General features: G+C 58.3%; 13 protein-coding genes. 12 read left to right on the top strand and 1 reads right to left on the bottom strand.

Annotated features, from left to right (window positions below; translation table 11 throughout):
• The first annotated feature begins 6 nt into the window (after positions 1 to 6).
• The 7 genes from folK to hflX all read left to right on the top strand — a co-directional run bounded on the left by folK (position 7) and on the right by hflX (position 8,275).
• Entirely contained in the window at positions 7 to 513 is a 507-nt protein-coding gene (gene folK, locus DY251_RS15410) for a 2-amino-4-hydroxy-6-hydroxymethyldihydropteridine diphosphokinase (protein WP_116624808.1), read from the top strand.
• 110 nt (positions 514 to 623) lie between these two features.
• Positions 624 to 2,909: a sensor histidine kinase NtrY-like gene (locus DY251_RS15405; RefSeq protein ID WP_116624891.1), complete on the top strand. Its 2,286-nt coding sequence runs from the start codon at positions 624 to 626 to the stop codon at positions 2,907 to 2,909.
• The gene (ntrX, locus tag DY251_RS15400; protein ID WP_116624807.1) at positions 2,899 to 4,260 is read left to right on the top strand and encodes a nitrogen assimilation response regulator NtrX; all 1,362 of its coding nucleotides are present in this window, start codon (positions 2,899 to 2,901) and stop codon (positions 4,258 to 4,260) included. Before DY251_RS15405 ends, ntrX begins: the two co-directional genes overlap by 11 nt.
• Positions 4,261 to 4,287: 27 nt before the next feature.
• A complete protein-coding gene (gene trkA / locus DY251_RS15395; protein ID WP_116624806.1) occupies positions 4,288 to 5,664 on the top strand; it encodes a Trk system potassium transporter TrkA in 1,377 nt (458 codons plus the stop codon).
• A gap of 9 nt (positions 5,665 to 5,673) precedes the next feature.
• Complete coding sequence (locus tag DY251_RS15390; protein ID WP_116624805.1) at positions 5,674 to 6,537, top strand: D-amino-acid transaminase; 864 nt, start codon at positions 5,674 to 5,676, stop codon at positions 6,535 to 6,537.
• 114 nt (positions 6,538 to 6,651) lie between these two features.
• The gene (gene hfq, locus DY251_RS15385; RefSeq protein ID WP_116624890.1) at positions 6,652 to 6,900 is read left to right on the top strand and encodes an RNA chaperone Hfq; all 249 of its coding nucleotides are present in this window, start codon (positions 6,652 to 6,654) and stop codon (positions 6,898 to 6,900) included.
• 31 nt (positions 6,901 to 6,931) lie between these two features.
• Positions 6,932 to 8,275: a GTPase HflX gene (gene hflX / locus DY251_RS15380; RefSeq protein ID WP_116624804.1), complete on the top strand. Its 1,344-nt coding sequence runs from the start codon at positions 6,932 to 6,934 to the stop codon at positions 8,273 to 8,275.
• Positions 8,276 to 8,491: 216 nt separating this feature from the next.
• Here the strand turns inward: hflX and mazG are convergent, their stop codons facing one another.
• The gene (mazG, locus tag DY251_RS15375) at positions 8,492 to 9,328 is read right to left on the bottom strand and encodes a nucleoside triphosphate pyrophosphohydrolase (RefSeq protein ID WP_116624803.1); all 837 of its coding nucleotides are present in this window, start codon (positions 9,326 to 9,328) and stop codon (positions 8,492 to 8,494) included.
• A gap of 238 nt (positions 9,329 to 9,566) precedes the next feature.
• Here mazG and DY251_RS15370 point away from each other — a divergent pair, with 238 nt between their 5' ends.
• The 5 genes from DY251_RS15370 to DY251_RS21315 all read left to right on the top strand — a co-directional run bounded on the left by DY251_RS15370 (position 9,567) and on the right by DY251_RS21315 (position 12,495).
• The gene (locus tag DY251_RS15370) at positions 9,567 to 9,776 is read left to right on the top strand and encodes a cold-shock protein (RefSeq protein ID WP_116624889.1); all 210 of its coding nucleotides are present in this window, start codon (positions 9,567 to 9,569) and stop codon (positions 9,774 to 9,776) included.
• A 329-nt stretch (positions 9,777 to 10,105) separates the two neighbouring features.
• Positions 10,106 to 10,483, top strand: a complete 378-nt coding sequence (locus DY251_RS15365; RefSeq protein WP_116624802.1) for a hypothetical protein — start codon at positions 10,106 to 10,108, stop codon at positions 10,481 to 10,483.
• 231 nt (positions 10,484 to 10,714) lie between these two features.
• Positions 10,715 to 10,963: a helix-turn-helix domain-containing protein gene (locus tag DY251_RS15360; protein ID WP_137113807.1), complete on the top strand. Its 249-nt coding sequence runs from the start codon at positions 10,715 to 10,717 to the stop codon at positions 10,961 to 10,963.
• A gap of 55 nt (positions 10,964 to 11,018) precedes the next feature.
• On the top strand, positions 11,019 to 12,116 hold the full coding sequence (locus tag DY251_RS15355; RefSeq protein ID WP_116624888.1) for an NADH:flavin oxidoreductase/NADH oxidase: 1,098 nt from the start codon (positions 11,019 to 11,021) through the stop codon (positions 12,114 to 12,116).
• 163 nt (positions 12,117 to 12,279) lie between these two features.
• Positions 12,280 to 12,495, top strand: coding sequence for a hypothetical protein (locus tag DY251_RS21315; RefSeq protein ID WP_137113808.1), 216 nt, complete (start codon positions 12,280 to 12,282; stop codon positions 12,493 to 12,495).
• Positions 12,496 to 12,516: the final 21 nt, after the last annotated feature.

Raw genomic sequence — 12,516 nt, 5'->3', positions numbered from 1 at the left:
AAGATCATGATTCAGATTGCATATATTGGTCTTGGCGGGAATCTCGGCGATCCGAAAGCCGCGATGGGGCAGGCTCTCCGCACCATGGATTCCGACGCGCGTTCCGCTATCGGCAAGGTTTCGTCCATCTACCGCACGCCGCCTTGGGGCAAGACCGATCAGCCGGATTTTCTGAATGCGGCCGCCGAGATCCGCACCACGCGCTCGCCGCGTGAATTGCTGGAGCTTTGTCTTGCAACGGAAAAGACATTGAAGCGCGTCAGGGCTGAGCGTTGGGGTCCGCGCACGATTGATATCGATATACTTAAATATGGCTCGGACACGATCAATGAGGAGGGGTTGGAAATTCCGCATCCCCGCATGTTGGATCGTCCGTTCGTATTGCTGCCCCTTGCGGAAATCGCGCCAAACATCGACCTCTCCGGCGAGAACGCGTCAACGCGTGCCGCGCGCGCAGATCAAACTGGCATCGAAAAGCAGCCTGACGATGCCGCATGGTGGCGCAAAGCGTAGCGGCGGGCGCACTTCGCCAACTCACAACAAACTGTGGCAGATTTGCCATTTTGTTGCAGAATCGCCACAATGCGTTGCATAGGTCGAATCTCGATCTCAACGAAGTGCGCATGGCTACACAGACAACGGCCACCGTAAAACCTTTATTCGCGGCCGCCGGAGCAGGCGACGGCGCCCGCCGTCTATTGGCGTTGCCCGGCATCATTGTCATCGTCGGCGCACTCATTGCGGCCGGTGTTTCCTTCGCGATTCTGGTCGGCAGCACGTCCATTGTGCCGGATGCGCGCACCACGATTATCTTGGCGATAATCAACGGCGTGTTCATCGTCCTGCTCATCGCCTTGATCGTGCGGGAAGCGCACCGAATCATTCAGGCGCGAAAGCGCGGGCGCGCGGCTTCGCGGCTGCATGTGCGCATTGTCACAATGTTCGCGCTGGTGGCGGCCATCCCGGCCATCATCGTCGCCATCATCGCGGCGCTTTCGCTGAACATCGGCCTTGACCGCTGGTTCGAGATTCGCACCAAGACGATCATTTCCTCGTCGCTGTCCATTGCTGATGCTTACGTGCAGGAGAACGCGCGCAATCTGCTCGGCACCACGATGTCGATGGCCTACGACCTTGACAACCAGCGTCAGCTTTACGGTCTGGACCGTACCGGCTTTATTGACCTCATGAGCCGCCAGGCGGTGGGGCGTGCGCTCGCTCACGCTGCGTTGATCCGTGCCGATGGCGAATTCGTCATGAGCGCCAACACCAATGCTGATTTCCCTATGCCGGAGCCGCCGGAAGGTGCCGCTGAGGCTGCGCAGGATGGTCAGCCGCTGCTGATTGAGCCGCGCACGCGCAACATCATTGGCGCGATCATCAAACTCAAGGAAATCGAGGGGCTCTATCTCTATACAATTAGATTGGTTGACCCGCAGGTCATCCGAGCGCGCGAAATCGTGCGCGCCAACACGGATGAATATCGCGGGCTGGAGGACAATCGCGGGCGTTTTCAGGCGGCGTTCGCGCTGCCCTATGTCACGCTGGCTTTGATTGTGGTGCTGTCGGCCATCTGGACGGGTATTGCCGTTGCGGACCGGCTCGTGCGGCCCATTCGCCAGTTGATCGGCGCAGCGGATGAAGTCGCCACCGGCAATCTCAATGTCGAGGTGCCCGTGCGCCATTCGGACGGCGACGTCGCCTCACTTGGCGACACGTTCAACAAGATGATCCAGGAGTTGAATTCGCAGCGCAATGAACTCATCACGGCGCGCGACACGATAGACGAGCGCCGCCGCTTTTCAGAGGCCGTGCTCGCGGGCGTCACGGCGGGCGTTATCGGCGTCGATCCCGATGGCATCATCACCATCGTCAATCCGTCCGCCGAAGCGATGCTGGCGCTTTCCGCCGAAACTGCCGTGGGCCGGAAGCTGTCGGAGCTGCTGCCCCATGTCGGACAGGTTTTCGAGATTGGCCGCAAGTCCGACAAGCCTGCCTACCGCGAGCAGGTCACGTTCTTCCGTGCGGGTTCAGAGCGCACATTCAACGTGCAGATCACGGTTGAAGCTCCCGATAGTTCCCAGTCCGGCGATCTGGACCAGTCCTATGTCGTGACAATCGACGACATCACCGATCTGGTGCAGGCGCAGCGCTCCACCGCATGGGCAGACGTCGCGCGCCGCATCGCCCACGAAATCAAGAATCCGCTGACTCCAATCCAGCTTTCCGCCGAGCGCATCCGCCGCCGGTACGGAAAAGTCATTCAGGAAGACCGCGAGGTTTTCGACCAGTGCACGGATACGATCATCCGGCAGGTCGAGGACATCGGGCGTATGGTGGATGAGTTCTCGGCTTTTGCGCGTATGCCAAAGCCAGAAATGAAGCTGCTGGATTTGCGGGAAGCCCTGCGCGAAGCATCCTTCCTTGTCGAAGTCAGTCGGTCAGACATCAGGTTCGAGCGCGAGTTTGGCGACGAGCCGCTGCGCGGCACGTTTGATAGCCGTCTGCTATCGCAGGCGTTTGGCAACGTCATAAAGAATGCATCGGAAGCCATCGATGGAAGGCAGGGCGGCGAGCCCGGCGTCATCCGTATTCGCGCGCATCGCGAAGGGACGGATATTCGCATCGATGTGATGGACAATGGCAAGGGCCTGCCGCGCGAAAACCGCCAGCGGCTGCTTGAGCCTTATATGACGACGCGCGAGAAGGGCACCGGTCTTGGCCTCGCGATTGTCAAGAAAATCGTTGAGGACCACGGGGGACGCCTGGAACTCAATGACGCTCCGGAAGGTTTCCATGGAGGACGGGGCGCCATGGTGAGCATTATTCTTCCGGCTGCTGGAGCCAATTCTGCGCCTGCTGCTCCATCGGGCGAACAGATTGAAAAGAAGGTCGCAAATGGCGTCTGATATTCTTGTCATTGATGATGAAGCCGATATCCGCGAACTCGTAGCGGGCATTTTGAGTGATGAAGGGCACGAGACGCGAACCGCGCATGACGCGGACAGCGCGCTCGCATCCATCGCGGACCGTGTGCCGCGCCTGATTTTCCTCGATATCTGGATGCAGGGGTCACGCCTTGATGGTCTTGCTCTGCTTGACCAGATCAAGGTCATGCACCCCAGCGTGCCGGTGGTCATGATTTCAGGTCACGGCAACATTGAAACCGCCGTTTCCGCGATCCGGCGCGGCGCATATGATTTCATCGAAAAGCCGTTTAAGGCCGACCGCCTCATTCTGGTTGCGGAGCGCGCGCTGGAAACATCCAAGCTCAAGCGTGAAGTTTCCGAGCTCAAGATGCGTAGCGGCGACTCTGCTGACCTCATCGGCATGTCCTCCGGCATGATGCAGTTGCGCCAGACCATCGACCGCGTTTCTCCGACCAACAGCCGTGTCATGATCATCGGCCCGTCTGGTTCGGGCAAGGAACTCGTGGCGCGTGCCATCCATGCGCATTCGGGTCGCAAAGCCGGGCCGTTCGTCACGCTCAACGCGGCGGCAATCACGCCGGAACGCATGGAGATTGAGCTGTTCGGCACCGAATCCAACGGTGGTGAGCGCAAGGTCGGCGCACTAGAGGAGGCTCACCGCGGCATTCTCTACCTCGACGAAGTTGCCGACATGCCGCGCGAAACGCAGAACAAGATCCTGCGCGTGCTGGTCGATCAGCAATTCGAACGCGTAGGTGGCACCAAGCGGGTGAAGGTGGATGTGCGCATCATTTCATCAACCGCTCAAAACCTTGAAGGCATGATTGCCGAGGGCCGCTTCCGGGAAGACCTGTATCACCGTCTTGCGGTGGTTCCGGTGCTTGTGCCGGCGCTGGCTGAGCGCCGCGAGGATATTCCGTATCTGGTCGATCATTTCATGACGCAGATCGCGCGCCAGTCCGGCATTCGCCCGCGCCGCATTGCGGATGATGCGATGGCGGTGCTTCAGGCGCACAATTGGCCGGGCAATGTCCGCCAGCTTCGCAACAATATCGAACGGCTGATGATCCTTATTCGCGACGATGAGGTGTCCGCGCCAATCACCGCGGATTTGCTGCCGTCAGAAATTGGCGATGTGATGCCGCGCACGCCCACGCAGTCGGATCAGCACATCATGGCGCTGCCGCTTCGCGAGGCGCGCGAGATGTTTGAGAAGGAATATCTGATTGCGCAGATCAACCGCTTTGGCGGCAATATCTCCCGCACGGCGGAGTTTATCGGCATGGAGCGCTCCGCTCTTCACCGAAAGCTCAAATCCCTTGGCGTTTGATTTCAGAATGAGCGGCTGGCGGGGAACATGCGCGTTATAATCTGCGGGGCAGGGCAGGTTGGCTATGGCATTGCCGAGCGCCTTGCCGCCGAAAAAAACGATGTTTCCATCATCGATACCGCGCCTGCGCTGATCCACGCCGTGCGCGATACGCTCGATGTGCGCGGCTTTGTCGGGCATGGCTCGCATCCAGAAGTTCTGGAAGCGGCGGGCGCGAAGGAAGCAGACATGATCATCGCCGTCACGCTGCACGACGAGGTGAACATCGTCGCCTGCGAGGTGGCCCACGCGCTGTTTGGCGTGCCGGTCAAGATCGCGCGCATCCGCTCGCAATCCTATCTGCAGCCGCATTTCGCAGACCTGTTTTCGCGCGATCACGTTCCCATCGACGTCATTATTTCGCCAGAGATCGAAGCGGGCGAAATGGTGCTGCGCCGCATCGCTTTGCCCGGCGCGGACGATGTCGTGCGCTTCGCCGATGGCAAGATCATCATGGTCGCCATCGAATGTCTGGAAGACTGCCCCGTGGTGAACACGCCGCTGTCGCAGCTCTCATCGCTGTTCCCCGACCTGCCCTCCACTGTGGTTGGCGTAAACCGCCAAGGTGAACTGTTCATTCCGCGCTCTACCGATCAGTTGCTTGAGGGCGACCGCGCCTATGTCGTCACTACCAAGGAGCAGGTGAAGCGCACGCTCAGCCTGTTTGGTCACGAGGAAAAGGAAGCGTCCCGCATGGTCATTGCGGGCGGCGGCAATATCGGCCTGTACGTTGCGAAAACCATTGAGCAGCGCCGGGGCAGGGTGCGGGTGAAACTCATCGAAGCCAACCAGGAGCGCGCCGAGAAAATCGCTGATGAATTGCATGACACGGTTGTGCTTAGCGGCAGCGCGCTGGACGAGCGGCTGTTGCTACAGGCCGAAGTTCAGGACGCAGACCTCATGGTTGCGCTCACCAATTCGGATCAGGTCAACATTCTGTCCAGCGTTATGGCCAAGCGCCTTGGCTGCAAATCGAACCTCGCGCTCATCAACAACCCGGCCTATATCGACCTGTCGCGTTCGGTCGGTATTGATGCTCATGTCAACCCCGGCAGTGTCACCATCTCGCGTGTGCTGCAGCATGTCCGGCGTGGCCGCATCCGCGCGGTGCACACGGTCGACAAAGGTGCTGCTGAAATCATTGAAGCCGAAGCGCTCGAAACCTCGCCGCTGGTTGGCTCTCCTCTGGCCGATCTCAATCTGCCCGAAGGCATGCGCATCGGCGCTATTTATCGCGACGGCGTCGTACTCAAGCCCGGCGGAACGTTGCGCATCAAGACAAAGGATCGCGTCGTTATTTTCAGTCTGGCCAGCGCGGTAAAAGATGTCGAACAGCTTTTCCGCGTCAGCCTCGAATTTTTCTAGGAACACACAATGCCCCGAATTGCCTATGTCAACGGACGCTATGTGCGCCACGCCGATGCGTGCGTTCACATCGAAGATCGCGGCTATCAATTCGCGGATGGTGTCTACGAGGTTTGCGAGGTCGCGCGCGGCTACATCATGGACATGCCGGGCCATCTCAATAGGCTGGACCGCTCATTGCGCGAACTTTCAATCGCCTGGCCGGTAAGCCGTCGCGTGCTGCAAAACCTCATGTCAGAGGTCGTGCGCCGCAACCGCGTCACCAATGGGTTGGTCTATCTGCAAGTCACGCGCGGTGTGGCGCTGCGCGACCATGCTTTCCCCGCACCCGGCACGCGACCTGCGCTGGTCATCACAGCAAAGCGCACCAGCCCCGAGGCATCGGCAAAGCGCGCCGAGTCGGGAATCAGCGTCATCACCGTGCCGGAAAATCGCTGGGACCGCGTCGACATCAAGACTGTCGGTCTGCTTCCCAATGTTCTCGCTCGTCAGCAGGCGAAAGAAGCGGGCGCGCAGGAGGCGTGGTTTGTGGATAAGGACGGCAACGTCACCGAAGGCGCTGCCACCAATGCCTGGATTGTAACGGCGGATGGCACACTCGTCACGCGCCCCGCAGACCACGGCATTCTTCGCGGCATCACGCGCACGACCGTCCTGAAAGTCGCGGAAAAACTCAATCTCAAGGTCGAAGAACGCGGCTTTTCCGTCGATGAGGCGAAGAAAGCGCGCGAGGCTTTCATTACCGCAGGCACCACGGTTGTCATGCCGGTTGTCATCATTGATGGCCTGCCGGTGGCCAATGGCCATCCCGGCAGCGTCGCCACTTCATTGCGCCAGGCGTTTTTTGACGTTGCAGAGAAAACGTTGGCCTGATAACGGCCTATGTAAGCACCGGGCATAAAATCGATTTGCGCCAAGCCCTTGACAGATGATGTCTATTTTGGCGCATTGCGGAAAAACAGACGGGAACCGGCGAAAGAAAAAATAATGGCGGACCGCACGCAGAATCTTCAGGATCTCTTTCTTAATTCAGTTCGTAAGAGCAAGAATCCTCTAACAATTTTTCTCATTAACGGCGTCAAGCTGACGGGTGTTGTAACATCCTTTGACAATTTCTGCGTTTTGCTGCGCCGGGATGGTCATTCGCAGCTCGTTTATAAGCACGCAATCTCGACAATCATGCCGAGTCAGCCCGTGCAGATGTTCGAGGGCGAAGAGGTTGGTCGGGACGGTTGATCCCGGCCCGTATTTGCCTCACCCTGCTTGAATGACGGAAACACTCGAACGCACCGCCGGTACGCGCGCCATCGTTGTGGTGCCTGTGTTGAAGCGCTTGCCCGGTGATGAACGCGGGCAGGGTGCATCGCCGCGCCTCACGCGCTCACCCGACGCACGGCTCGAAGAAGCAGTTGGTTTGACTGAGGCCATCGCGCTTGATCCGGTCCAGACGGAAATCGTTATGGTCAACGATCCGCGCCCGGCAACACTGCTGGGCACCGGCAAGGTTGAGGAAATCGCTGACGCAGTGAAGGAAAAAGAGGCCGAGTTGGTGATCGTGGATCACCCGCTTACCCCTGTTCAGCAGCGCAACCTGGAAAAGGCGTTCAACGCCAAGGTGTTAGACCGCACCGGCCTTATTCTGGAAATTTTTGGCGAGCGCGCCCGCACCAAGGAAGGCGTGCTCCAGGTGGAGCTTGCTCATCTGAACTATCAGAAGGGGCGGCTGGTCCGAAGCTGGACCCACCTTGAGCGGCAGCGCGGTGGCGCGGGTTTCCTTGGTGGTCCCGGCGAAACGCAGATCGAGGCCGACCGGCGTATGCTTCAGGAGAAGATCATTCGCTTGAAGCGCGAACTGGAAACCGTTCGCCGCACGCGCGACCTGCATCGCGCCAAGCGCCGCAAGGTCCCGTTCCCGGTCGTCGCCATTGTGGGTTACACCAATGCAGGCAAATCCACGCTGTTCAACCGGCTCACAGGCTCAGGCGTGTTGGCTGAAGATATGTTGTTCGCTACGCTTGACCCTACCTTGCGGCGGCTGCGTCTCCCGCATGGAACGACGGTCATCCTTTCCGATACGGTCGGCTTTATCTCCGACCTGCCGACGCATCTGATCGCCGCGTTTCGTGCAACGCTGGAGGAGGTTGTCGAGGCTGATCTCATCATCCACCTGCGCGATATTTCGGACCCGGACACCGCCGTTCAGGCCGAGGACGTCGAGCAGATTCTCCGCGACCTTGGCGTCGATCCACACGACAGCAACCGCGTCATTGAGGTCTGGAACAAGATCGACCTGATCGACCCGACCGACCGCGAGCGCCTTTTGCGCCAGAGCCGCGCGGATCGTCCCGCGCCTGCTATCGGCATTTCCGCGGTAACGGGCGAGGGGGTTCCCGCGCTTGCCGAGCGTATCGAGGAATTGCTTTCCGGCGCGCTCGCGCAGTTTGATGTCGTGCTGCGCCCCGATCAGATGGGAATGATTGACTGGGTTTATCGCAATGGCGATGTGATCGAGCGCTCCGACGAGGAAGACGGCAGCGTCCGCCTGACCATCAGCACCACCCGCGATTCTCGCAAAGCCATCGAAACGCGGCTTGGGTCAGCGGCAGACTAGGCGCAATCCGCCCCTCATCCTCACCCGGTAAACAGGGAGAGGGGAACCTCAGCGTCGCGCCGGCACGGCCCACGCAAACGCTACGTTGAAGATTGGCGCGACATGGCCGCATCTTTTCTCCCTGTTTAAGGGGGGTCCGAAGGACGGTAGAGACCCGTGGCTCTCCCGGGCAAAGATGCCGGCAGGCAGGTGAGGGGCAGCGCAAACGTTCCTAATTCACTCCCCGCATTTCAACTCTGCCTTTGCTTTTTGCCAAAGCGCTTCCATTTCCTCCAGCGAGGCCTGCTCCAAACTCCCGCCAGACTCAGTCAAATTCTGCTCGACAAAATGAAAGCGCGCACGGAATTTCTCATTCGTCCCGGCGAGTGCGCTTTCGGCGTCTACATGCAAATGGCGCCCCAGATTCACCAGTGCAAACAGCACATCGCCGAATTCATCCTTCGCGGCGCTCAGATCCCCGGATTTAATCGCCTGCTTCAGTTCGCCGATCTCTTCCTCGATTTTTTCGAGCACCGGCCCCGGCGCACCCCAATCAAATCCCACCTTCGACGCGCGTTCCTGCAATTTCAGCGACCGTGTGAGCGCTGGCAGCGCCACTGGCACGCTGTCCAGAAAACCCGCGCCATGATCTTCGGGGTCTAGTCCGCGCGCCAGTCTCGCCGCGCGCTTTTCGGCTTTTTCCTCGGCTTTGATCTTGTCCCACACGCCTTTCGCCATGCCTGCGCCGCGCGCGGTTTCGTCGCCGAATACATGTGGGTGACGCCGGATCATCTTGGTCGTTATCGCCTGCACGACGTCACCGAAGCGAAAATCGCCAACTTCCTCAGCCATGCGCGCGTGATACACCACCTGCAGCAGCAGGTCGCCCAACTCGTCGCGCAAATCATCCATGTCGCCGCGCGCAATTGCGTCGGCCACCTCATAGGCTTCCTCGATCGTGTAGGGCGTTATGCTGGCGAAATTCTGCTCAATGTCCCACGGGCAACCCGTATTCGGGTCGCGCAGCGCGGCCATGATTTCGATAAGGCGCTCAATATTTTGTGACGGTTGCATCGCGTGACACTAGCGCAGGTAAATATTGCTTCACACTGCCGGTATGCGACTTTCCACAACGCGGCGCATCTTGTTTTCGCTGGAAATATAAACTATATGCACCTCATCGAACTTGTTTGCTGAACTTTGTTTTTGCGCATTTGCGCACACGACGATCTTCCCTTTTCAACTTCGATCTACCCGCATCTGGTTCGCTGGATGTAACTTGAAATATGACGTCTTGAAGAAGGAAATCGTCATGAACACTGGTACCGTAAAGTTCTTCAACGCCACCAAGGGTTATGGCTTCATTGCTCCCGACAATGGCGGTGCGGACATTTTCGTACACATCTCTGCCGTTGAGCGCGCTGGCATGCGCACGCTGAACGAAGGCCAGAAGGTCTCGTTCGACGTGGTTGCAGACCGTCGTTCCGGCAAGTCTGCTGCTGATAATCTTCAGGCAGCATAATTGCTTGGATTTGTTCGCGAGCACGGATGTACTGTTGCGAACAATGAAGGGGCCTGCTGGAAACGGCGCATGTAATAGCAAATAGCTGTCAGAGCGCAGTCAGAAGGTAGATTACCGAAAGCAAGGATGAAGGTCGGGTTTGCGCCCGGCCTTTTGCTTTTCTAGCACTATATTTTCCGGGCGCGCGGCCAACTGATGCATCTTGAACACAGAGCAAATGGGTTACGACTTTTATTCACCCAACGCATAGCCGCTTACATCTTCTTTTGGGATAGCTGCACTCGTCACTTTCGCTACAATGCCATAACGGTTTATTAAGGATAAATGCGATGGCGAAGGTTCTCATTCCAGCCGCAGCGGCTGTAGTTCTGAGTGTCGCCGCTGTTTCGAGTGCGGCAGCGGGACCTTGGGGTGCCTACTACCCCCAGAAGTCTCACAACGAACAGGGCAGCCAAAACTCGAACATACGGACGGGTGGCAATAGCGGCGGTGTAACCCAACATAAGAGCAGCGGCGCAGACGTCAGGCGTAGCAGCTCCTCCTATGGCGGCAACGGTGGTGGCTACGGTGGCAGTGGCACAAGCGGCGGAAGTGGTGGAGACGGTATTTCTCGCTCCGCGCCCGGTCCGGTTCTTGGCCTTGGCCTCCCGGCGCTGGCAGTAGCCGGTGCTTATGTCGCGGCTCGCCGTCGCGCCAAGAAGAAGTAATAGCGAACTCGCTAAATTAGAATTGTCTCTGCCGGGAATCGTGCTAGGTATGGGTTAGCGTTTGAAACCGCTACCCCATAACGGTACGCTCCCGGTTGACCGATTTTGTGCTTGCGATTCTCGCGGGCGCGATTTCTTATGTCGGGAGTGCAGCGAATAGAATACCCGCAAGGGGAATAAGCAGCACACGTTTATGGGCGTGGTTTCAACCTCCTGACACCAGAGGAATCCATGCAATTTAATTCAGACATGCTGCGCGAATTGCGGCGCACGATTGGCCAAAACATTCACACCGCCCGGCTCAAGCATAAAATGCCGCTCAAGAAGCTGGCGCGTGTATCCGGCGATCCGGAAGAAAAGCTTGATCAATACGAGTTGGGCAAAAGCGAAATCAGCCTGCATGAATTGGTGCGCATAGCCTGCGCGATTGATGCGAACCCGCTGTCGCTCATGGAATCTTTCAGCAAGCAACCGTTGTAAAACGGGCGGCGCCGCTTACATTGCGGCTCCCGCCAACCAGATTCCAAGAAAAGATATCATGTCCGCTCTGTTTCAGCCGATCACCATTGGTGGCCTTGAGTTCGCAAACCGCATTGCCATTGCGCCCATGTGCCAATATTCGGCCGACGACGGGTCCGCGACTGACTGGCATCTCTATCATTGGATGAATCTTGCGATGTCGGGCGCATCCATGATCACGGTAGAAATGACGGACGTCGAACGTCGCGGCCGCATTTCGCATGGCTGTCACGGGCTGTATTCAGACCACAATGAAGCTGCTGCCAAGCGCGCACTGAATGCCGCGCGCATGGTGGCAACGCCCGGTGCAAAATTCGGTGTGCAGTTGGCTCATGCGGGGCGCAAAGCCTCGTGTCAGTTTCCGTGGCAAGGTGGCCACCCGCTGAAGCCGGGTCAGGATCCTTGGGAAACCGTTTCCGCTTCTGCCGTTCCTTACGACAAGGGCCATCCAACGCCGCACGCGCTCACCGAAGACGAGATTCTTGAAACCGTGGAGAAATTCGGCCTGTCGGCTGCGCGGGCCGTGCGCGCTGGTTTTGATTTCATCGAAGTTCACGGCGCCCACGGTTATCTGATCAATCAATTCCTTTCGCCGTTGTCGAACAAGCGGACGGATCGCTGGGGCGGGTCGCTCGAAAATCGCATGCGCTTCATCATCGAAGTCGCCCGCGCCATTCGCAAAGCTGCGCCTTCGCTTATGCTCGGCGCGCGCCTGTCGGTTAAGGATTGGGTTGACGGCGGCTTTGACGAAAACGAGTGCGTGGAAGTTGTGAAGGCCATTCAGGCTGAAGGTATCAGCTATATTTGCTGCTCAAGTGGCGGCATTTCTCCGCATCAGAAAATCCCGGTTGGGCCGGGCTATCAGGTGCATCTGGCAGAGTATATCCGCAAGAATACGGGCATTGTCGTCCGTGCTGTCGGCATGATCGACAATTCCGCGCAGGCCGAAGAGATCGTTGCGTCTGGTCGTGCTGATGTCGTTGCGGTTGCCCGCGCCTTTATGGCTGATCCGCATTGGCCGCTCCGCGCCGCGGCTGCGCTCGACGCTCCGGTCCATATGGTCAATCAGTACGCTCGCGCAGAACACCTGCTGAAAGCGTGGGCGAAAGGGTAGGGCGACTTAAGAGTCCAGCACAAGCTTTGCTGTATCGCAGGGGCACACTCAAACAGGGCACTCCTGCAAATCGGTCATAGCCCCATGCAGTAAAAGCGATGCACAAATTTTGCGGAATGTTTAGAATTCTCTGCGAAATGATGCGGCGTTCGGAGTAGGTGTAATGATAACGGCACTATGCAAAGTCCTTCGCCCAATCTGCATGTTCAGCACGCTGGCAATGATGGCTCTGTTGATCGCGCAATTCATGGGTCTTGCACTCATCCCCGGCGAGATGCTTTGGCGGTTGTTTGGCTCATACGTCGTGCTTTTGTGCGGCTCGTTTGTGTTGTTCTGGATTGACAACCCATCAAACGTATTCACGGGGCGCAACGGCTGACTTTGAGGGCGCAATGAACTA

The sequence above is a fragment of the Mesorhizobium denitrificans genome, from assembly GCF_003403035.1.
Lineage (GTDB): Bacteria > Pseudomonadota > Alphaproteobacteria > Rhizobiales > Rhizobiaceae > Mesorhizobium_G > Mesorhizobium_G denitrificans.
Note: the sequence above shows the minus strand (reverse complement) of the source record. Positions and strands in the feature narration are given on the sequence as shown.

Excerpts from the sequence above, each read along its gene's own strand:
- DY251_RS15390 (WP_116624805.1), top strand. The coding sequence starts at position 5,674 with ATGCCCCGAATTGCCTATGTCAACGGACGCTATGTGCGCCACGCCGAT.
- mazG (WP_116624803.1), bottom strand. The coding sequence starts at position 9,328 with ATGCAACCGTCACAAAATATTGAGCGCCTTATCGAAATCATGGCCGCG.
- DY251_RS15365 (WP_116624802.1), top strand. The coding sequence starts at position 10,106 with ATGGCGAAGGTTCTCATTCCAGCCGCAGCGGCTGTAGTTCTGAGTGTC.
- folK (WP_116624808.1), top strand. The coding sequence starts at position 7 with ATGATTCAGATTGCATATATTGGTCTTGGCGGGAATCTCGGCGATCCG.
- ntrX (WP_116624807.1), top strand. The coding sequence starts at position 2,899 with ATGGCGTCTGATATTCTTGTCATTGATGATGAAGCCGATATCCGCGAA.
- DY251_RS15370 (WP_116624889.1), top strand. The coding sequence starts at position 9,567 with ATGAACACTGGTACCGTAAAGTTCTTCAACGCCACCAAGGGTTATGGC.
- DY251_RS21315 (WP_137113808.1), top strand. The coding sequence starts at position 12,280 with ATGATAACGGCACTATGCAAAGTCCTTCGCCCAATCTGCATGTTCAGC.
- trkA (WP_116624806.1), top strand. The coding sequence starts at position 4,288 with ATGCGCGTTATAATCTGCGGGGCAGGGCAGGTTGGCTATGGCATTGCC.
- hfq (WP_116624890.1), top strand. The coding sequence starts at position 6,652 with ATGGCGGACCGCACGCAGAATCTTCAGGATCTCTTTCTTAATTCAGTT.
- hflX (WP_116624804.1), top strand. The coding sequence starts at position 6,932 with ATGACGGAAACACTCGAACGCACCGCCGGTACGCGCGCCATCGTTGTG.
- DY251_RS15360 (WP_137113807.1), top strand. The coding sequence starts at position 10,715 with ATGCAATTTAATTCAGACATGCTGCGCGAATTGCGGCGCACGATTGGC.
- DY251_RS15405 (WP_116624891.1), top strand. The coding sequence starts at position 624 with ATGGCTACACAGACAACGGCCACCGTAAAACCTTTATTCGCGGCCGCC.